This is a genomic window from Pseudomonas iranensis, from assembly GCF_014268585.2.
Taxonomy (GTDB): Bacteria; Pseudomonadota; Gammaproteobacteria; order Pseudomonadales; family Pseudomonadaceae; genus Aquipseudomonas; species Aquipseudomonas iranensis.
The window spans coordinates 479,138-498,943 of the sequence record NZ_CP077092.1 but is presented as its reverse complement, the minus strand read 5'-3'; the positions used below and the strand labels follow the sequence as shown (position 1 = coordinate 498,943).

Below are 19,806 nucleotides of genomic sequence, written 5' to 3'. Positions count from 1 at the left end.
TTGAAGACATTTGATCATTTGACCGTTGTCGGTCTGCGCGAGTGGGTGGCGCTCCCGGGCCTGGGAGTCGCGGGCCTGCGCGCAAAAATCGACACCGGCGCCAGCACCTCCAGCCTGCACGCCACCGATATCGAACCGTTCGAACGCGACGGCGAGAAATGGGTGCGCTTCACTGCGCATCTCGGCACGGTGGTGCAGTTGCGTCACCGGCGCTGCGAAGCGCCGCTGGTCACGCGCAAAACCATCAAGAGCTCCAATGGCCACGCACAGGTGCGCTACGTGATCAGCACCACGCTGGCCCTGGGTGATCGGGTCTGGCCGGTGGAGTTCACCCTGGCCTGCCGCAAGTCCATGCGCTATCGCCTGTTGCTCGGTTCCAAAGCCCTGATCGATGGCCAGTTGGTGGTCAATCCGGGCATCAAGTATGTACAAGACAAGCCGGTGTTCCCGGTATCTACCTCCTCCACAGGTGTTGCATGAAGATCGCTGTGCTGTCGCGTAATCCGCGTCTGTATTCCACCCGCCGTCTGGTCGAAGCCGGAATCGAGCGCGGGCATGAAATGGTGGTGATCGACACCTTGCGCGCCTACATGAACATTGCCAGCCACAAGCCGCAGATCCATTACCGCGGCAAACCGCTGGAAGGTTTCGACGCGGTGATCCCGCGGATCGGCGCGTCGGTGACGTTCTACGGCTGCGCGGTGTTGCGTCAGTTCGAAATGATGGGCGTGTTCCCGCTCAACGAGTCGGTGGCCATTGCCCGCTCGCGGGACAAATTGCGTTCACTGCAGCTGCTGTCGCGACGCGGCATCGGTCTGCCGGTCACCGGTTTTGCCCACTCGCCGGACGACATTCCCGACCTGATCGCCATGGTCAACGGCGCACCGCTGGTGATCAAAGTGCTCGAAGGCACCCAGGGCATTGGCGTGGTGCTGTGCGAAACCGCGACGGCGGCAGAGTCGGTGATCGAAGCGTTCATGGGCTTGAAGCAGAACATCATGGTCCAGGAATACATCAAGGAAGCCGGCGGCGCGGATATCCGCTGCTTCGTGGTCGGCGACAAGGTGATCGCGGCAATGAAGCGCCAGGCCAAACCGGGAGAATTTCGTTCCAACCTGCATCGCGGCGGCAGCGCCAGCCTGATCAAGATCACCCCGGAAGAACGCATGACCGCGTTACGCGCTGCCAAGGTCATGGGGCTGGCAGTGGCGGGTGTGGATATCCTGCGTTCCAATCACGGGCCGCTGGTGATGGAAGTGAACTCGTCGCCGGGACTGGAAGGCATCGAGACCACCACTGGCAAGAATGTCGCCGGGATCATCATCGAGCATCTTGAAAAGAATGGCGGGCCAAATATGACCCGCACCAAGGGCAAGGGCTAAAGCAAAAGATCGCAGCCTTCGGCAGCTCCTACATGGGAATGCATTTCCTGTAGGAGCTGCCGCAGGCTGCGATCTTTTTTTCCGCCGTTACACCGCATCGCGGGGCAACATCAATCCAAGCGGCAATCTCACCCGCGCCTCCAGTCCCCCCCCGGAACGGTTGCGCAATTCGACATTGCCGCCATGCATCGCCGCAATCCGTTTGACGATCGCCAGCCCCAGCCCGGTGCCTTTGCCGCCCCGTGCCCGATCACCTCGGGTAAACGGGTTGAAGATTGCCTCAAGCTCGGACGGATCAATCCCCGCGCCACGGTCCATCACGCTCAGGACCACATACGGCGCGCTGGTATCTCCGGACACATAAGCCGCGACCTCAACACCCGTGCCGGCATGGTTCAAGGCGTTGCCGATCAGGTTGTTGAGCAGGCGTTTCATCGACACTCGACGCAGCGGAAACGGCTGGATCGGTTCCAGGCGCAAACGTACCTTCTCTTCATTCTGGTTGTACGGCGCGGCGACTTCGCGCACCAGATCGCTGAGGTCGACTTCTTCTACAGACTCATCGCGACCGTCGCGGATGAACGCGAGGAACTGGTCGAGAATCGCATCCATATCTTCGATGTCGCGAACCATGTCGTCGGTGAGGTCGGTGTGATCGCCCATCAGTTCCAGCGACAGGCGCAAGCGCGTCAGCGGTGTGCGCAAGTCGTGGGACACCCCGGCGAGCATCAGCTCACGCTCGCGCCCGGCCTGTTCGACGTCCTCAGCCATCTGGTTGAAGGCGCGGTAAACCTCGGTCATTTCGCTGGGCGTGTCGCTGATCGGCAGGCGCACGCTGCGGCCCTGGCCGAGTTGCCGCGCGGCATACACCAGGCGCTTCAACGGCTGGTTGAGCTGGCTGACGAAAATCCATGCCGACGCCGTCGATAGCAGGCCGATGGCGAGGAACCAGCCGAGCACGTTCCAGATTTTCTGACCGCGCAGCGGATGCGGATACAACGGCACTTTCAGCCAGCCATCGCCCAGGCTCGGTGCCCTCACCCACAGCGCCGGTGGCGAGTGCATGCGCAAACGCACCTCGGTGTCGGCACCCAGTTCCGCCTGCATCTGACGCTGATAGATTTCGCTGTACGGCCAGTGCTGCTCGCCTTCCGGCACACCGGCGCCGACCACGCGGATCAGGGTTGCGGCATCGGCAATTTTTGCGCGGTTTTCTTCATCGGCGGCCCAATAGGCGCGCAACGTCAGAGCGACACCATGGCTGTATTGGCGATCCACCAGCACGTCCTCGTTCATCAACAGATAAACCAGGGTCAGTGCCTTGGAAAACAGCACGACGATCAGCACCAGCCAGAGGGTGCGGGAGAAAAAACTTTGGGGGAACCAGACGGGGGTTTTCATCTTTAACCGCTACACACTTGCAGGAGCGAGCAATGCTCGCATATTGCGGATTGCGAGTCTGTGGCAATGGCCGTGCGACCAGAGCCTTGCAGACCCGCTCCTACAAATCACCGATCACTTGGTGGCGGTGCCATCCGGTACGAACACGTAACCCACGCCCCAGACAGTCTGGATGTAACGCGGTTTCGACGGATCGGGTTCGATCATCCGGCGCAGACGCGAGATCTGCACGTCGATGGAACGCTCCAGCGCATCCCATTCACGGCCACGGGCGAGGTTCATCAGCTTGTCGCGGGTCAGCGGCTGACGCGCGTTCATTACCAGCGCCTTGAGTACCGCGAACTCACCGGTGGTGAGCATGTGCACTTCATCGCCACGCTTGAGCTCGCGGGTGGCCAGCGACAATACGTAATCACCGAAGGTGACGTTTTCGTCTTCGCTGCCCGGCGCGCCCGGTACCGGTGCGGCCTGACGGCGCAATACCGCTTTGACCCGAGCCATCAGCTCGTCGGGGTTGAACGGCTTGGCCAGGTAATCGTCGGCGCCCAGTTCAAGGCCCTTGATACGGCTCAGCTCATCGCCCTTGGCGGTGAGCATGATGATCGGAATCTGGTTGTTCGCGCTGCGCAGGCGGCGGCACGCAGTCAGGCCGTCTTCGCCCGGCAGCATCAGGTCGAGGACGACCAGATTGAACACTTCACGCGCCAGCAGACGGTCCATCTGCTCGGTGTTCGGAACGGTACGGGCACGGTAGCCCTTGCTGACGAAGAAACGCTCCAGCAGGCTGCTCAGCCCCGGATCGTCATCAACGATAAGAATTTTTTCGCCTTCAGCCGTTTGTGCAGTGCTGCTCATTGGATGCTCCTTTTAGCTCGGCGCGCATTATGGCGTAGCTGTCGTTATACGCACCGTGTGCATTGTTAGCAGATTTTTCCTTCACTGCCAGAAAACCGGGGTTTATGCCTACAGCCTGCAACGCCCCCGAATGACAGAACGCTGGTTATAATGCGCGGCGTTTTGCGCCAGGCAACGTCTGAATCGTTACCGTAAGTGGCCGGTATTTTTTCCGGCCCTGTGCAGTGACTGTTCGATTTCACGGGTCAATGGGCAGCTTCTTGATCCAGGCAGCGGCAATTTTCCAGCCGCTCAATCAGCCTCCAGGCCATTATCTGCGTGCCTGCGAGCCTGCTTTCATACTATGTCAGGTGGTTTTATGGACAGCATCAACAGCCGCATCGCCGAGGAACTCGGCGTACGCCCACAACAGGTCGAAGCGGCCGTCGCGCTACTCGATGAAGGTTCTACCGTTCCCTTCATCGCCCGTTACCGGAAAGAAGTCACCGGCAGCCTCGACGACACCCAGTTGCGTCATCTGGAAGAGCGCCTGCGCTACCTGCGAGAACTCGACGAACGGCGCATCAGCATCCTCGCCAGCATCGAAGAGCAAGGCAAACTCACCCCTGCCCTCGAGCGCGACATCAAGCTCGCCGACACCAAAACCCGTCTCGAAGACTTGTACCTGCCGTACAAGCAGAAGCGCCGGACCAAGGGCCAGATCGCCCTCGAAGCCGGCCTTGGCGAACTGGCCGACGGCTTGTTCAACGACCCGAACCTGTCGCCGGAGACCGAAGCCGCGCGCTTCGTCGACGCCGAAAAAGGCGTGACCGATGTGAAGGCTGCGTTGGAAGGCTCCAAGTACATCCTCATGGAGCGCTTCGCCGAAGACGCCAGCCTGCTGGAAAAGCTGCGTAATTTCCTCAAACAGGAAGCGATCCTCAGTGCCCGCGTTATCGCTGGCAAGGAAGAGGAAGGCGCCAAGTTCCGCGATTACTTCGAACACGATGAGCCGCTGAAAAGCATGCCGTCGCACCGCGCCCTGGCGATTTTCCGTGGCCGCAACGAAGGCATTCTCAGCTCCGCGCTGAAAGTCGGCGATGAGCTGCCCGGCACCATGCACCCGTGCGAAGGCATGATCGCTCAGCAGTTCGGCATCCAGAACCAGAACCGCCCGGCGGACAAATGGCTTGGTGAAGTGGTGCGCTGGACCTGGAAGGTCAAGCTCTACACCCACCTGGAAACCGACCTGCTCGGCGAGCTGCGCGACGGTGCCGAAACCGAAGCAATCAACGTGTTCGCGCACAACCTGCACGACCTGCTGCTGGCCGCTCCGGCCGGCCCGCGCGCGACCCTGGGCCTCGACCCGGGCCTGCGTACCGGCTGCAAGGTGGCCGTGGTCGACTCCACCGGCAAGCTGCTCGACCACGCCACGGTTTACCCGCACGTGCCGCACAACAAATGGGATCAGACCATCGCCATCCTCGCCGCTCTATGCGCCAAGCATTCGGTGGATCTCATCGCCATCGGCAACGGGACTGCCAGCCGTGAGACCGACAAGCTGGCGATCGAACTGATCAAGAAATATCCAGCGATGAAGATGACCAAGGTCATGGTGTCCGAAGCCGGCGCCTCGGTGTACTCGGCCTCGGAACTGGCGGCCAAGGAATTCCCGGATCTCGACGTGTCGATCCGTGGCGCCGTGTCGATCGCTCGTCGTCTGCAGGATCCGCTGGCCGAGCTGGTGAAGATCGATCCGAAATCCATCGGTGTCGGCCAGTACCAGCACGACGTCTCGCAGCTGAAACTGGCGCGCGGTCTGGACGCCGTGGTCGAGGACTGCGTGAACGCCGTGGGCGTGGATGTGAACACTGCCTCCGTGGCCTTGCTGGCGCGAATCTCCGGCCTCAACGCAACGCTGGCGCAGAACATCGTTGCTCACCGTGACGAACACGGCGCGTTCAAGACCCGTGCAGCACTGAAGAAAGTTGCGCGACTGGGCGAGAAAACCTTCGAACAGGCCGCCGGTTTCTTGCGCGTAATGAACGGCGATAACCCGCTGGATTCCTCGGCGGTGCACCCGGAAGCCTATCCGCTGGTGCAGCGCATTGCCGCTGAAACCGACCGCGACATCCGCTCGCTGATCGGCGATGCCGCGTTCCTCAAGCGCCTGGATCCGAAGAAGTTCACCGACGAAACCTTCGGTCTGCCGACCGTCACCGACATCCTGCAAGAACTGGAAAAACCCGGTCGCGATCCACGTCCGGAGTTCAAGACTGCCGAATTCCAGGAAGGCGTCGAGGACCTCAAGGACCTGCAACTGGGGATGATCCTTGAAGGCGTCGTCACCAACGTTACGGCGTTCGGTGCGTTCGTCGACATCGGCGTGCATCAGGACGGTCTGGTGCACATTTCGGCGCTATCGGAGAAGTTCATCAAGGACCCACGCGAAGCGGTCAAGGCCGGTGACGTGGTGAAAGTGAAGGTCATGGAAGTCGACATTCCGCGCAAACGCGTCGGCCTGTCGATGCGCATGAGCGACACTCCCGGCGAGAAGGTCGACGGCGCCCGTGGCTCGCGCCCGGGCTCGGCACCGCGCCAGTCTTCGGGCAACGCGCCGCGCAAGGAAACCGCCACCGCCGCGCCGGTGAACAATGCGATGGCCTCGCTGTTCGCCAACGCCAAGCAGTTGAAGAAACGCTGATGGACATGCCGGCCGGGCTCGTCGAGAGCGCGTTTTTCAAGCTGTTGGGCTGTCGCCTGCACAGTCTCGAAACCGGGGTGGCGCAAGTCGCCCTGGCGCTTGAGCCCGAACTGCGCAACCGCGGCGGCAAACTGCACGGCGGTGCGCTGTTCAGTCTGGTCGATATTGCTATGGGCCTGGCGTGTTCCAGCAGCCATGGCTTCGATCAGCAGAGTGCGACCATCGAATGCAAGATCAACTACATCCGCGCCGTTTCCGATGGCGAGGTGCTGTGCACGGCGCGGGTGATCCACCCGGGCCGGCGCACGCTGGTGGTCGAAGCCGAGGTGGTGCAGGGCGACAAACTGGTCGCAAAAGCGCAAGGCACCTTCGCTGTCCTGTAGATGTTGCTCATCATTTTGAGTTAATTTCGGCGCAATGAATCCTGTGGGAGCGAGCCTGCTCGCGAAGACGGTGTGTCAGTCGACGATGACATTGACTGCAAAACCCTCTTCGCGAGCAGGCTCGCTCCCACAGGGATTGTGCAGTTCTTGACTGACCGGCAAATGGCCTGCCGCTACAAACCAGGCGATAACGCCAGTTTCAACTTCACCCTTGTAGACCGTCCTGCCCACCCCCATATTGGGGCGACTGACGCGTGAAGGAATCCAAATTGAGCGAACTTCTCAACCGCCGCCTGGCTCTGCTTGGCGAGCGCGCTAACCTCTCTCTGCTCAAGCAGTGCCTGCACGGTATCGAACGTGAATGCCTGCGCGTGACCAGTGAAGGTCGCCTGGCGCAAACGCCGCACCCCGAAGCCCTGGGTTCCGCGCTGACCAACGAACAGATCACCACCGACTACTCCGAGTCGCTGCTGGAATTCATCACGCCTGCCCTGCCGGATCCTGCCGACACGCTGGCGAGCCTGGACAAGATTCATCGTTTTGCCTACAGCAAACTCGGCAACGAGTATCTGTGGAGTCCATCGATGCCGTGCCCGTTGCCGGCCGAGGAAGACATCCCGATTGCCTATTACGGCACCTCCAATATCGGTCAGCTCAAATACGTCTATCGCAAGGGCCTGGCCCTGCGTTACGGCAAGACCATGCAGTGCATTGCCGGTATTCACTACAACTTTTCCCTGCCGGAACAACTCTGGCCATTGCTGCGCGAGGCCGAAGGTTTCGTCGGCACCGATCGCGATTTCCAGTCGGTGTCCTACATCGCGCTGATCCGCAACTTCCGTCGCTACAGCTGGCTGCTGATGTACCTGTTCGGTGCCTCGCCCGCGCTGGATGCCGGCTTCCTGCGCGGGCGTTCGCATCAGCTCGAACAGCTCGATCCCGACACGCTGTATCTGCCGTACGCGACCAGCCTGCGCATGAGCGATCTCGGTTATCAGAGCAACGCCCAGGCCGGCCTGACACCGTGCTACAACGATCTGGCGAGCTACACCGACAGCCTGCGCGAAGCGGTGGCCACGCCCTACGCGCCGTACGTGGAAGTCGGCACGCACAAGGATGGCGAGTGGGTGCAGCTCAATACCAACATCCTGCAGATCGAAAACGAGTACTACTCCAACATCCGCCCGAAACGCGTGACCTACACCGGCGAGCGGCCGATCCAGGCGCTGATGGCGCGCGGCATCCAGTACGTCGAAGTGCGCTGCCTGGACATCAACCCGTTCCTGCCGATGGGCATCGACCTCACCGAATCGCGCTTCATCGACGCGTTCCTGCTGTACTGCGCGCTGAACGACAGCCCGCTGCTGACCAACACTTCGTGCGGCAACGCCACCTCGAACTTCCTCAGCGTGGTCAAGGAAGGTCGCCGTCCGGGCCTGCAATTGCAGCGTGACGGTCAGCCGGTCGAGATGAAACAGTGGGCGGCGGAGCTGCTGGAACAGATTGCCCCGCTGGCGGCGATGCTCGACCAGAGCGTCGGCGGCGATGCCCACAGCAAGGCACTGGATGCGCAACTGGCCAAGGTCAACGACCCGTCCCTGACCCCATCGGCGCAGGTGCTGGCGGCCATGGCCGAGCACAAGGAAAGCTTTGCGCAGTTCTCCCTGCGCCAGAGCCAGACTCACGCCGAGTTCTTCCGCAGCGAGCCGTTGGCGGCCGACGAGCAAGCGAAGTTTGAACAACTGGCGCGCGCATCGCTGGCGCAGCAGACCGAGCTTGAGCAGAACGAAGTCGGCGATTTCGATGTGTTTGTTGGCGCGTATCAGGCGAGTATTCTCGCCATCAGCAATTAAAGCCGCCCCGGCCTTGATCGTTCCCACGCTCTGCGTGGGAACGCAGCCTGTGATGCTCCGCGTCACTTCGGACGCAGAGCGTCCCTTGAGGCGTTACCACGCAGAGCGTGGGAACGATCAGTCAAAGGCTCACATCCTCTCCTGCCTTAGATTTTTCCGCTCATAAGCTCATTCGAAAAAGTTATTTATTTCGCGATTCTTAGATCATTTAGTCTCCACTCACGCCGACATTCGGTCGCCTGATTTGGAGCTCTCAATTGAAACTGAATTTCCCGCTTCGCCTGCTCGCCGCCGCCTCACTGGCCGCTGCAAGCTTCTTGGCCCAGGCGGCCGACCTCACTGTCGCCTACCAGACTACCGTCGACCCGGCCAAGGTCGCTCAGGCCGACGGCGCCTACGAGAAAGCTACCAAGGCCGATATCAGCTGGCGCAAGTTCGATAACGGCGCCGATATCATCGCCGCCATCGCGTCCGGCGATGTGCAGATCGGCTACCTCGGTTCGAGTCCGCTGGCCGCCGCGATCACCCGCAAGGTACCGGTAGAAACCTTCCTGATTGCCACGCAGATCGGCGCCGCTGAAGCACTGGTCGCGCGCGACGGCTCCGGCATCAAGACTCCGCAGGATCTGATCGGCAAGAAAATCGCCGTGCCGTTCGTGTCCACCGGGCACTACAGCCTGCTCGCCGCGCTCAAGCACTGGAACATCGATCCGTCGAAAGTCACCGTGCTCAACCTCGCGCCGCCAGCGATCATCGCGGCGTGGAAACGCGGCGATATCGACGCCACTTACGTGTGGGATCCGGCACTGGGCGTGGCCAAGGAAAACGGCACAGTGCTGATCACCTCCGGCGAGCTGGCCAAGTTCGGCGCGCCGACCTTCGATGCGTGGATCGTGCGCAAGGACTTCGCCGAAAAGCACCCGGAAATCGTCACCGCGTTCGCCAAGGTCACCCTCGACGCCTACGCCGATTACCGCAAGGATCCGCAGGCCTGGCTGGCCAACCAGAGCAACGTCGACAAACTGGTGAAACTCTCCGGCGCCAAGGCCAGCGACATTCCATTGCTGTTGCAGGGCAACGTCTACCCGCTGGCGGCGGATCAGGTCAGTGATCTCGGCGCGCCGACCACCAAAGCCATCACTGACACTGCCGCGTTCCTCAAGGAGCAAGGCAAGGTCGAAGCCGTGCTGCCGGACTACGCGCCTTACGTCAGCGCCAAATACATCACCAACTGATCGGGAGATACAGCGATGGCCTTGCTACAGCTGGAGCGCATCAGCGCACAGTACCCGGGCAGCCCGGAGCCGGTGCTGGCGGATATTTCTCTGACCCTGGGGCCGCAGCAATTGCTGGTCGCCCTCGGCCCATCCGGCAGTGGCAAGACTTCGCTGTTGAACCTGATTGCCGGCTTCGTCGAGCCGAGTGCCGGGCGCATCACCCTTGACGGCGTGCCGGTCAAAGGCCCGAGCGCCGAACGTGGCGTGGTGTTCCAGGATGACGCGTTACTGCCTTGGCAGGATGTATTGGCCAACGTCGCCTTCGGCCTCGAACTGGCCGGTGTCGGCAAGGACAAACGCGAACAACGCGCCCGGGAAATGCTCGCGCTGGTCGATCTCGCCGGTTTCGAAGACCGACGCATCTGGCAATTGTCCGGTGGCCAGAAACAACGCGTCGGCCTCGCTCGCGCCCTCGCCGCCGACCCGCGCGTGTTGCTGATGGACGAGCCGTTCGGTGCGCTTGATGCATTCACTCGCGAGCAGATGCAGGAGCTGTTGCTGCAAGTCTGGCAACGCACGGCCAAGCCGGTTTTCCTGATTACCCACGACATTGAAGAAGCGGTGTTCCTCGCCACGGACCTGATTCTGCTGGCGCCGAATCCAGGGCAGATCGTCGAGCGCCTGCAATTGGATTTCGGTCAGCGTTATGCCGCTGGCGAGTCGGCGCGCGCGATCAAATCCGATCCGCGTTTCATCGAAACCCGCGAGCACGTGCTGAGCAAAGTCTTCTCGCAACGCAGCGCCGGACAACGGCAGGAGCGCGCATGAGCAGTTACGACGTTTCCGCTGCGGCGGTGAAAACACCTTCGGTGAGCATCCCGGTGCGCCGCAGCCTCAGCACTCGCTGGATCAGCCTGCTGACACTGTTCGGCCTGCTGGCGATCTGGTGGGCGGTGACCGCGACCGGCCTGATCGAACCGCTGTTCCTGCCGCCACCCTCCGCCGTGCTGCAAAAGGGCTGGTTGCTGGCGACCTCCGGATACATGGATTCGACGCTGTGGCAGCACCTCAGTGCCAGCCTCAGCCGCATCGGTCTGGGTCTGGTTTTTGCGATTCTCACCGCCGTGCCGGTAGGCATCGCCATCGGCGCCAACCGCATCGCCCGCGGTGTGCTCGATCCGCTGATCGAGTTCTACCGCCCGATCCCGCCGCTGGCCTATCTGCCGCTGATCGTGATCTGGTGCGGCATCGGCGAGTTGTCGAAAGTGCTGTTGATCTATCTGGCGATTTTTGCGCCGATTGCAATTGCCACCGCGACGGGCGTGCGCACGGTTGATCCAGCAAAACTGCGCGCCGCTCAGTCATTGGGCGCGACGCGCGCGCAGTTGATTCGCCATGTGATTTTGCCGAGCGCTCTGCCGGACATTCTCACCGGCGTGCGCATTGGTCTGGGCGTCGGCTGGTCGACCCTGGTCGCCGCTGAACTGATCGCGGCCACCAGTGGCCTGGGCTTCATGGTGCAGTCGGCCGCGCAGTTTCTGGTCACCGATGTCGTGGTGCTGGGGATTCTGGTCATCGCCCTGATCGCCTTCGCCATGGAAATGGGCCTGCGCGCATTGCAGCGCAGACTGGTGCCGTGGCACGGCCAGGCGCACTAAATCGCCTTGTGAAAATTCCCCTGTGGGAGCGAGCCTGCTCGCGAAAGCGTCAGATCAGTCACTGCCTGTCGCCTGACACTCTGCATTCGCGAGCAGGCTCGCTCCCACAAAAGCATGACACTCCGAATTCGAAGAGAAAGACCATGAGCACCCTCAACATCACCCCGTTAAGCTCGGCCCTCGGCGCGCAGATCAGTGGCGTCGACATCAGCCAGCCGCTGAGCCTGGAACAGCGCGACGCCATCGAGCAGGCGCTGCTCAAGTATCAGGTGCTGTTCTTCCGCAACCAGCCGATCGAGCCGGCACAGCAGGCACGTTTCGCACATTATTTCGGCGACCTGCACATTCACCCGATCTACCCGAACGTACCGGAACAACCGGAAGTACTGATCCTCGACACCGCAGTCACCGACGTGCGCGATAACGCGATCTGGCATACCGACGTGACCTTCCTGCCGACGCCGGCGATGGGCGCAGTGCTCAGCGCCAAGTTGCTGCCGGAGTTCGGTGGCGACACGTTGTGGGCCAGCGGCATCGCGGCATATGAAGCGTTGTCGGCGCCGATGAAAACCCTGCTCGAAGGTCTGAGCGCCACCCACGATTTCACCCGATCGTTTCCACTCGAGCGCTACGGCAACACGCCTGAAGCGCTGGCGCAGTGGGAAGAAGCGCGGCGCAAGAATCCACCGCTGTCGCACCCGGTGATCCGTACGCACCCGGTGAGCGGACGGCGCTCGCTGTTCGTCAATGAAGGCTTCACTTCGAAGATCAATGAACTGTCGGAAACCGAGAGCGAAGCGATCCTGAAGTTTCTGTTTGCCCACGCGACACGGCCGGAATTCACCATTCGCTGGCGCTGGCAGAAAGACGATATTGCCTTCTGGGACAACCGCGTGACGCAGCATTACGCGGTGGACGATTACCGCCCGGCGCGGCGGGTGATGCAGCGGGCGACGGTTTTGGGGGATGTGCCGTTTTTTCGCTGAACCCTTTTAAAGGCAAAAGCCCCTCACCCTAACCCTCTCCCGGAGGGAGAGGGGACTGATTGGGGGATGCTGTAGAAGTACGCCGACCTGAACGTACTTTGCTGAATCCATAATCGACTCGGTATTTCAGGTCGATGTAAGACGCAAGACACCTCGGTCGGCTCCCTCTCCCTCTGGGAGAGGGCTGGGGTGAGGGTGACTCACTCCGCCGTCGAAGGCTTCTCCCAAAGATTGATCCCGCCCTCTTGGGCAAACCGGTCAATCTCCGCCAGCTCTTCAGCACTGAAATTCAGATTCTTCAGCGCCCCGACGTTCTCGATGATCTGCTCCGGCCGGCTCGCGCCGATCAGTGCCGAGGTCACTCGTGGATCACGCAGGGTCCACGCCAATGCCAGTTGCGCCAGACTCTGGCCGCGACGCTGGGCGATCTCGTTCAACGCTCGCACGTGGGCGATGTTGGCCTCGGACAAGTGCGAAGCCTGCAGCGAACCACCGCCCGGACGATTGACCCGCGCATCCGCCGGCACGCCGTTGAGGTATTTGTCGGTGAGCAAGCCCTGCGCCAGCGGCGTAAACGCGATGACGCCCGTGCCGAGTTCATCGGTGGTATCGAGCAGGTCCTTTTCCACCCAGCGATTGAGCAGGTTGTACGCCGGCTGATGAATCAGCAGCGGCACTTTCCACTCTTTCAGCAGCGCGGCCATTTCTCGGGTTTTCACCCCGGAATAGGACGAGATGCCGATGTACAAAGCCTTGCCCTGCTGCACGGCGGTGGCGAGGGCGCTGGCGGTTTCTTCCAGCGGAGTGTCCGGGTCGAAGCGGTGCGAATAGAAGATGTCCACATAATCCAGACCCAAGCGTTGCAGGCTCTGGTCGAGGCTGGCCAGCACGTATTTGCGCGAACCGCCGCCCTGACCATACGGGCCGGGCCACATGTCCCAACCGGCCTTGCTGGAGATGATCAGCTCGTCGCGATACTGCTTGAAGTCTTCGCGCAGCAGGCGACCGAAATTGATCTCGGCGCTGCCGTATGGCGGGCCGTAGTTGTTGGCCAGATCGAAATGGTTGATGCCCAGATCGAACGCGGTGCGCAGCAAGGCACGCTGGGTTTCGATCGGCGTGCTGTCGCCAAAGTTGTGCCACAGGCCCAGCGACAATGCCGGCAGCACCAGACCGCTGCGGCCGACGCGGCGGTAAGGAATGGAGTCGTAGCGGTTTTCGGCAGCGGTGTAAGTCATCGAATCCTCTCTTGTTTGATTAACAGCAGATTGAGGGTGAAACCAAACTCTGTGGCGAGGGGATTTATCCCCGATGGGTGGCGAAGCCGCCCCAAAATCTGAAACCTCGGTGAATCAGCTGTACCGAGTGCGCTGGTTTTACGACTGCTTCGCAGCCGGACGGGGATGAATCCCCTCGCCACAAAGGCCCCATCAATCATGCGAAGCGATTTGCAGGTCGAACCAGCCTCAGGTTCTGCCGCAACGTCCGGCCTCCATATCCAGTTCTGAACAACACGCCCAGCATACGCCCAAGCGGCGCGGCGCCGACCTCCGGTTCGACCAATTGCTGAAACGTTTCACATTTTTTCTGCGCTTCAGCCTCGCTGGAGATTGGCGTGCTGGCGGCAACGCGGGTGCTGGAAAGCCTTGGGGTATTGCCGAGCGACGAAGTGCAACGGCTGAACCTGCTGCGATGCCAAGTGATCGAGCGGGAAAGCACCTGACTGCAGGAGCGAGCAGGCTCGTTCCCGCAGAATCTGCGTCATACCGACAATTCGCGCAGCGCAGCGGCCGCCAGAAATCCGGACCGGGAACGATAGCGCCGGTCTCGCCGGACGGTCTGGTCAATACGTTCCAGCAACTGCTCGGGCAATGTGGCATTGAAGCGCACTGATTTGCCGAAGTAAGGCGTGATGTCAAAGTCGACCACGCCCCAGATACCGCCCGCGTAATCCGGGTTATCAAGATGAGCATCAATGTCGCGCACTTGCGGCAGTGGCGCGCCATCGGCGACCAGCCCCTCGTAGTGCAGCGCCAGCGCTTCCTGCGTGTTTTCGAAAGCTTCGGCTACCGTGGCGCCTGCGGAATAACACCCCGGTACGTCCGGAATGATCACGCCGTAGTCCGAGTCGGCATCCTTGTGCAGAACGACCGGGAATTTCATAAAGGTGAACCCTTCCTCTGGCAAGTCCATGATGGGCGTTTCGTCTTCGGATACGGGCCTCATTTCAAACCCGCCTGTTTCAAAATGCTGTTGATCGTACCCTTGGGCAGATCCGAATCAGGATGCTTGATTGTCACCCTTCCCTGCTTGAACGAATGCTTGTACTGGTGGTGACTGCCTTTTACCGCGACCAGGTACCAACCATCGTCCTCGATCATCCTGATCATTTCCCGACTGCGCATGTCCTTCGCCCTTATCTACAGCAACAGCTACAACTCTAGGGGATAAAGCGCGCAGCGATACACACCATACACACTTGGATAAATAATAGTCTGTTTCATGATCATCACAGATGGACGGATCAACGGCGGGGCCCAAGATTGCAATGGGCAGCGCGGTGTTCGGCGTGCCGGTGGCGGCAATGGTGTTGTTCATGCTGCTGAGCGCCGAGTCCTGAGCAGACCCGGCACTCAGCCGTCGATCAACGCACCAGATGCAGGAACTGCATGTGCCGTTCGTACTGGTCGAGGATGTCGTTGATGATCTGCTCTTTGGTGTAGCCGACCAGATCGTAGTCCTGACTGCCCTCGCTCAAGTGCACTTCGGCGCGGTAGTAGCGGCGATTGTTGAGTTGCTTGGAACCCATGCCGCCGCGCGCGAACGATGGCGTGAAGTAGCCGCGCATCTGCACCTGATAGATGAACGGATGCTGCTCGCCATGACCAATTTCCAGGCTGACGTTGTCATGCGCCGGATCTGGCTGGGTGACGACGTGCAGACCTTTTTCGACGAACACGGCGGTCACTTCCTCGATTGCCGGGCGCACCGTGCTTTCCATGAAGCGGTACACCTCGTCGCGGGACGGGAAGTGCACGGCCTGACTCAGGCGCTGACGCCAGCCACCGGTGCCACGCCGCGAACCGGAGACCGGCGCCAGCGAATGCAACTGCGCGATCTGCTTCTGCGACTCCAGATAGAACGCCTTGTGCAGGCCCCACATCATCAGCAGCAGGATCAACGAGAACGGCAATGAGGTCAGCACCACCGCCGACTTCAGCGCATCGATGCTGCCGGAGAACAGCAGCGCGCTGGTAATCAGCGCGGTCATTGCGCCCCAGAACACCCGCAGCCATTTCGGCCCGTCTTCATCCGGGTTGCCACCCTTGGCCGACAGGGTCGAGAGGACCACGGTGCCAGAGTCCGCCGAGGTCACGAAGAACACGAAGCTGATAAACACCGTCACGGCAATGACCGTCTTGCTCCACGGATAGGTTTCCAGCAGCAGGTAAATGCTCATCGACGGATTGTCGATGGCCGACATGCCCAACGCACTCATGCCGTGATTGAGCACCTGATCCAGGGCGCTGTTGCCGAAGATCGACATCCACGCCAGGGTGAAACCGAGCGGGATCAACAGCACGCCGAAGACGAATTCACGGATGGTGCGGCCACGGGAGATCCGCGCAATGAACAGGCCCACGAACGGCGACCATGCAATCCACCAGGCCCAGTAGAACACTGTCCAGCCACCCAGCCAGTCACTCGGTTTGTCGTAGGCGTAGAGGTCGAAACTCTTCATCGGCAAGGCGCCGAGGTAATCGCCGACGTTCTGGATGAGGGTGTTGAGCAGGTGCTGCGTCGGCCCGGCAAACAGCACGAACAGCAGCAGCCCGCAGGCCAGCAGCATGTTGATGTCGGACATCACCCGCACGCCTTTATCGACACCGGAGACCGCAACGATGATCGCCGCGCCCATCATCAGCGTAATCAGGCCGACCTGAATCCACTGGGTATGGGCGATGCCGAACAGATAATCCAGGCCCGAGTTGAGGTGCAACACGCCGAAGCCCATGTCGGCACCAAGACCGAACACCGTGGCGATGATGCCGAAGCCGTCCACCGCATAGCCGATCGGGCCGTTGATGCGTTTGCCGATCAGCGGATACAACGCCGAACGCAGGGCCAGCGGCAGATTGTGCCGATAGGCGAAATAGGCCAGCGCCATGCCGACGAAGGCAAACACGCCCCAGCCATGCAGGCCCCAGTGCAGGAACAGAATCTGCATCGCTTGCCGCGCGGCGTCGGCGGTGCCGGCCTCCCCTTGCGGCGGCTGCAGCATGTGGGTCAGCGGTTCGGAAACGCAGAAGAAAAACAGCGTGATGCTTATCCCGGCGGCGAACAGCATGCCGGCCCAGGACAGGTAACTGAATTCGGGCTCGTCGTGGTCGGCACCGAGTTTTATCTTGCCGTAGCCGGATAACGCGGTGACCACCACGAAGACCAGATACAGGGTCATCGCGAGCAGGTAGTACCAGCCGACCGTATTGGCCGCCCAGTTTTGCGCTTCCAGCAACCAGGCGCCGGCCTGCTCGGGGATGGCAATGACGACAAGACCAAACAGCAGAATGACCGTCGCGGCGAAGTAGAACACCGGCGGATTCATGCGCACCAGACCGCTGGCGGGGGTAGACGATGCACTCATGAAACGTGCACCTCGAGGGGTTGAAACGTGGCTGAAATGATCGGACTCAGCAAAGGCAAGCCTCCTGTTGTGAGCGGGCAGCGAACCACCGGTTTAACTTGAATGAACGTTCAAGTTAAACATGAATGGGGTGGTAAGGACTAATCGCAGGGCTGGGCGGTAGGTTTCCTACAGCGCCCAAAGAGGGGTATGACGCGGGTCTGAGGGGATTTGTTCAACAGCAAAATGCCTGATGCCCGAACCTGTAGGAGCTGCCGAAGGCTGCGATCTTTTGATCTTGATGTTTAAAAGCAAAGATCAAAAGATCGCAGCCTCGTTTCACTCGTCAGCTCCTACAGGTCGCATGTTTGCAGGCTATTTTTGCGTCCCGTCATCATGCTGCAGATTCGCCTGGGTCAGATTCGCCCCCGCCGGCACGCTGCGCGTCAGCCAGACGTTGCCGCCAATGGTCGAGCCCTTGCCGATGGTGATCCGTCCGAGAATCGTCGCCCCGGCGTAAATCACCACGTCATCCTCAACGATCGGGTGACGCGGATGGCCCTTCTGCAACTGGCCGTCCTCATCCGCCGGGAAGCGCTTGGCCCCCAGGGTCACCGCCTGATAAATCCGCACTCGCTCACCAATGATCGCGGTTTCGCCAATCACCACACCGGTGCCGTGATCGATAAAGAAGCTGCGGCCGATCTGCGCGCCCGGGTGGATATCGATGCCCGTCGCCGAGTGGGCGATTTCCGCGCTGATCCGCGCCAGCAGCGGCAGCCCGGCACGGTATAAATGGTGCGCCAGGCGATGGTGAATCACCGCGAGAATGCCCGGATAGCACAGCAGCACTTCATCAACGCTGCGTGCCGCCGGGTCGCCGTGATAGGCCGCCAGCACATCGGTGTCGAGCAGCGTGCGCAGCCCCGGCAAGGCCAACGCGAAATTTTGCACGATCTGGATGGCGCGGGTTTCGACTTCACTGTCGTCCTGCGCGCTGTGGCGGGCAACGTAACGCAACTCCAGGCGCGTTTGCGCCAGCAAGGCATTCAGCGCTACATCAAGCGTGTGGCCGACGTAGAAATCTTCACTTTCTTCACGCAGATCGACCGGCCCCAGGCGCATCGGGAACAGCGCGCCACACAGCGCCTCAAGGATTTCCGCCATGGCCGCCCGCGACGGCAACTCGCGCCCACCCTGCTCTCCTGAAGCCCGACCATTCTGTGCGCGCCACTGATCCCGCGCGCTGCGCAGCTGGCCGACGATGGTGTGCAATTGCCAATGGCTGGAACGCTCGCTCACGGTAAAAGACTCCTTACGGGCGGCCGGACTGTCTGGCCGCGTCATCGGCGCCTACTTTACGGCATGCCTTTGCCGACGAATTAAGAACCGATAGTGCTGGCCTCAGTCCATTTGGCTATAAGCGATTGGCGGTTGCCCGGGCAAAAACGCGTGCCTATAGTCCTTTCATTCTTCTGCGCCAGTACGGACCCATGATCAAACAACAGCTGCAACGCTTCCCCCGTCTCGAACTGCTGAGCCACCCCACGCCGCTGGAAAAACTCGAACGCCTGTCCACCTGGCTCGGTCGCGAGGTGTACATCAAGCGCGATGACCTGACACCGCTGGCGATGGGCGGCAACAAGCTGCGCAAACTCGAATACCTCGCCGCCGACGCGCTCGCGCAAGGTGCTGACACGCTGATCACGGCCGGTGCGCTGCAATCGAATCACGTGCGCCAGACCGCTGCGCTCGCGGCGAAACTCGGCCTCGGTTGTGTGGCGCTGCTGGAAAACCCGCTGGGCACTGACGACAGCAATTACACCGGCAACGGCAACCGCCTGCTGCTGGATCTGTTCGACACCAAGGTCGAGTTGGTCGACAACCTCGACAATGCCGACGAACAACTGGCCGCCCTCGCCGTACGTCTGCGCGGCAACGGCAAGAAGCCGTATCTGGTGCCGATTGGCGGCTCCAATGCGCTCGGTGCTCTGGGTTATGTGCGCGCCGGGCTGGAGCTGGCTGAGCAGATCAAGGACAGCGGCCTCGATTTCGCCGCGGTGGTGCTGGCTTCAGGCAGTGCCGGTACTCACAGTGGTCTCGGACTGGCGCTGAGTGAGGCGCTGCCGCAACTGCCGGTGATCGGCGTGACCGTTTCGCGCAGTGAAGAAGACCAGCGCCCGAAGGTCCAGGGTTTGGCCGAACGCACCGCTGAGCTGCTGGGCGTCGAATTGCCGACCAGCTTCAAGGTCGAGCTCTGGGACGAATATTTCGCCCCGCGTTACGGCGAACCGAATGCCGGTACTTTGGCGGCGGTGAAACTGTTGGCGGCTCAGGAAGGTCTGTTGCTTGACCCGGTCTACACCGGCAAGGCCATGGCCGGTCTGCTCGACGGGATTGGCCGGCAGCGCTTCGATGACGGCCCGATCATCTTCCTGCACACCGGTGGCGCGCCGGCGTTGTTTGCGTATAAGGATTCTTTCTAAGAGCAGATCAAGAGATCGCAGCCTTCGGCAGCTCCAACATGAGATCACCTGTAGGAGCTGCCGAAGGCTGCGATCTTTTAAGAAGTCACTTATATTCCTTAAATGAATAAAAGATTCCATATTAGGTATTTTCAAGTCTAAAACAGACATCTTATAGTCTCGCCGCAGGCGAATTTCGGGCGAGACGCTTAAGCTGCTTTAAGGCAGGATAGCGCTGTCGTTCAAATCACCATTTGCCTACATTCCTTAAGCGTCTTCCATAAGAAAACACAGGGGCT

17 protein-coding genes and 1 pseudogene are annotated in these 19,806 nt (G+C 60.9%); 11 read left to right on the top strand and 7 right to left on the bottom strand.

All coding sequences use genetic code 11. The features are described 5' to 3' along the window. Both rimB and rimK read left to right on the top strand, forming a co-directional pair. Positions 1 to 480, top strand: a complete 480-nt coding sequence (rimB, locus tag HU724_RS02200; protein WP_016772184.1) for a retropepsin-like aspartic endopeptidase RimB — start codon at positions 1 to 3, stop codon at positions 478 to 480. After that, on the top strand, positions 477 to 1,382 hold the full coding sequence (gene rimK, locus HU724_RS02195; RefSeq protein ID WP_024011184.1) for a 30S ribosomal protein S6--L-glutamate ligase: 906 nt from the start codon (positions 477 to 479) through the stop codon (positions 1,380 to 1,382). Before rimB ends, rimK begins: the two co-directional genes overlap by 4 nt. A gap of 87 nt (positions 1,383 to 1,469) precedes the next feature. Here the strand turns inward: rimK and HU724_RS02190 are convergent, their stop codons facing one another. After that, a complete protein-coding gene (locus HU724_RS02190) occupies positions 1,470 to 2,783 on the bottom strand; it encodes an ATP-binding protein (protein ID WP_016770645.1) in 1,314 nt (437 codons plus the stop codon). 114 nt (positions 2,784 to 2,897) lie between these two features. Continuing rightward, positions 2,898 to 3,638: an osmolarity response regulator transcription factor OmpR gene (ompR, locus tag HU724_RS02185; RefSeq protein ID WP_016772186.1), complete on the bottom strand. Its 741-nt coding sequence runs from the start codon at positions 3,636 to 3,638 to the stop codon at positions 2,898 to 2,900. Between the two features lie 358 nt (positions 3,639 to 3,996). Here ompR and HU724_RS02180 point away from each other — a divergent pair, with 358 nt between their 5' ends. From HU724_RS02180 to tauD, 7 genes are all read left to right on the top strand, one after another. Further along, on the top strand, positions 3,997 to 6,321 hold the full coding sequence (locus tag HU724_RS02180) for a Tex family protein (protein WP_186568543.1): 2,325 nt from the start codon (positions 3,997 to 3,999) through the stop codon (positions 6,319 to 6,321). Further along, a complete protein-coding gene (locus HU724_RS02175) occupies positions 6,321 to 6,704 on the top strand; it encodes a PaaI family thioesterase (RefSeq protein WP_016772188.1) in 384 nt (127 codons plus the stop codon). Before HU724_RS02180 ends, HU724_RS02175 begins: the two co-directional genes overlap by 1 nt. Positions 6,705 to 6,973: 269 nt before the next feature. Beyond that, positions 6,974 to 8,557 (top strand): glutamate--cysteine ligase, encoded by a 1,584-nt coding sequence (gene gshA, locus HU724_RS02170; protein WP_125918284.1) that lies wholly within the window; start codon positions 6,974 to 6,976, stop codon positions 8,555 to 8,557. A gap of 257 nt (positions 8,558 to 8,814) precedes the next feature. Beyond that, a complete protein-coding gene (gene tauA, locus HU724_RS02165; RefSeq protein WP_186568541.1) occupies positions 8,815 to 9,792 on the top strand; it encodes a taurine ABC transporter substrate-binding protein in 978 nt (325 codons plus the stop codon). A 15-nt stretch (positions 9,793 to 9,807) separates the two neighbouring features. Continuing rightward, positions 9,808 to 10,602: a taurine ABC transporter ATP-binding subunit gene (tauB, locus tag HU724_RS02160; RefSeq protein ID WP_186568539.1), complete on the top strand. Its 795-nt coding sequence runs from the start codon at positions 9,808 to 9,810 to the stop codon at positions 10,600 to 10,602. Then, entirely contained in the window at positions 10,599 to 11,432 is an 834-nt protein-coding gene (gene tauC, locus HU724_RS02155; protein WP_186568537.1) for a taurine ABC transporter permease TauC, read from the top strand. Before tauB ends, tauC begins: the two co-directional genes overlap by 4 nt. Positions 11,433 to 11,575: 143 nt before the next feature. Beyond that, positions 11,576 to 12,418 (top strand): taurine dioxygenase, encoded by an 843-nt coding sequence (gene tauD / locus HU724_RS02150; protein WP_186568535.1) that lies wholly within the window; start codon positions 11,576 to 11,578, stop codon positions 12,416 to 12,418. Between the two features lie 200 nt (positions 12,419 to 12,618). Here tauD and mgrA read toward each other — a convergent pair whose 3' ends face one another. Then, positions 12,619 to 13,656, bottom strand: coding sequence for an L-glyceraldehyde 3-phosphate reductase (gene mgrA / locus HU724_RS02145; protein ID WP_016772192.1), 1,038 nt, complete (start codon positions 13,654 to 13,656; stop codon positions 12,619 to 12,621). A 362-nt stretch (positions 13,657 to 14,018) separates the two neighbouring features. Between mgrA and HU724_RS02140 the strand changes: the two are divergent. Beyond that, positions 14,019 to 14,141: pseudogene (locus HU724_RS02140) on the top strand (LacI family transcriptional regulator); the annotation flags it as partial. Positions 14,142 to 14,179: 38 nt separating this feature from the next. Here the strand turns inward: HU724_RS02140 and HU724_RS02135 are convergent. From HU724_RS02135 to epsC, 4 genes are all read right to left on the bottom strand, one after another. After that, a complete protein-coding gene (locus HU724_RS02135; protein WP_039756416.1) occupies positions 14,180 to 14,581 on the bottom strand; it encodes a type II toxin-antitoxin system HicB family antitoxin in 402 nt (133 codons plus the stop codon). Between the two features lie 59 nt (positions 14,582 to 14,640). After that, positions 14,641 to 14,823, bottom strand: coding sequence for a type II toxin-antitoxin system HicA family toxin (locus HU724_RS02130; RefSeq protein ID WP_110644779.1), 183 nt, complete (start codon positions 14,821 to 14,823; stop codon positions 14,641 to 14,643). A gap of 239 nt (positions 14,824 to 15,062) precedes the next feature. Continuing rightward, a complete protein-coding gene (gene betT / locus HU724_RS02125) occupies positions 15,063 to 17,024 on the bottom strand; it encodes a choline transporter BetT (protein WP_186568641.1) in 1,962 nt (653 codons plus the stop codon). Positions 17,025 to 17,417: 393 nt separating this feature from the next. Continuing rightward, on the bottom strand, positions 17,418 to 18,344 hold the full coding sequence (gene epsC / locus HU724_RS02120) for a serine O-acetyltransferase EpsC (protein ID WP_186568533.1): 927 nt from the start codon (positions 18,342 to 18,344) through the stop codon (positions 17,418 to 17,420). 191 nt (positions 18,345 to 18,535) lie between these two features. On the opposite strand from epsC, the gene HU724_RS02115 reads away from it, so the two are divergent. After that, complete coding sequence (locus HU724_RS02115; RefSeq protein WP_186568531.1) at positions 18,536 to 19,528, top strand: D-cysteine desulfhydrase; 993 nt, start codon at positions 18,536 to 18,538, stop codon at positions 19,526 to 19,528. Positions 19,529 to 19,806: the final 278 nt, after the last annotated feature.

What these genes read in the sequence shown, in the direction of transcription:
- rimK (WP_024011184.1), top strand. Translation starts at nt 477, where the DNA reads ATGAAGATCGCTGTGCTGTCGCGTAATCCGCGTCTGTATTCCACCCGC.
- HU724_RS02190 (WP_016770645.1), bottom strand. Translation starts at nt 2,783, where the DNA reads ATGAAAACCCCCGTCTGGTTCCCCCAAAGTTTTTTCTCCCGCACCCTC.
- ompR (WP_016772186.1), bottom strand. Translation starts at nt 3,638, where the DNA reads ATGAGCAGCACTGCACAAACGGCTGAAGGCGAAAAAATTCTTATCGTT.
- HU724_RS02180 (WP_186568543.1), top strand. Translation starts at nt 3,997, where the DNA reads ATGGACAGCATCAACAGCCGCATCGCCGAGGAACTCGGCGTACGCCCA.
- HU724_RS02175 (WP_016772188.1), top strand. Translation starts at nt 6,321, where the DNA reads ATGGACATGCCGGCCGGGCTCGTCGAGAGCGCGTTTTTCAAGCTGTTG.
- tauB (WP_186568539.1), top strand. Translation starts at nt 9,808, where the DNA reads ATGGCCTTGCTACAGCTGGAGCGCATCAGCGCACAGTACCCGGGCAGC.
- tauC (WP_186568537.1), top strand. Translation starts at nt 10,599, where the DNA reads ATGAGCAGTTACGACGTTTCCGCTGCGGCGGTGAAAACACCTTCGGTG.
- tauD (WP_186568535.1), top strand. Translation starts at nt 11,576, where the DNA reads ATGAGCACCCTCAACATCACCCCGTTAAGCTCGGCCCTCGGCGCGCAG.
- mgrA (WP_016772192.1), bottom strand. Translation starts at nt 13,656, where the DNA reads ATGACTTACACCGCTGCCGAAAACCGCTACGACTCCATTCCTTACCGC.
- HU724_RS02135 (WP_039756416.1), bottom strand. Translation starts at nt 14,581, where the DNA reads ATGAAATTCCCGGTCGTTCTGCACAAGGATGCCGACTCGGACTACGGC.
- HU724_RS02130 (WP_110644779.1), bottom strand. Translation starts at nt 14,823, where the DNA reads ATGCGCAGTCGGGAAATGATCAGGATGATCGAGGACGATGGTTGGTAC.
- betT (WP_186568641.1), bottom strand. Translation starts at nt 17,024, where the DNA reads ATGAATCCGCCGGTGTTCTACTTCGCCGCGACGGTCATTCTGCTGTTT.
- HU724_RS02115 (WP_186568531.1), top strand. Translation starts at nt 18,536, where the DNA reads ATGATCAAACAACAGCTGCAACGCTTCCCCCGTCTCGAACTGCTGAGC.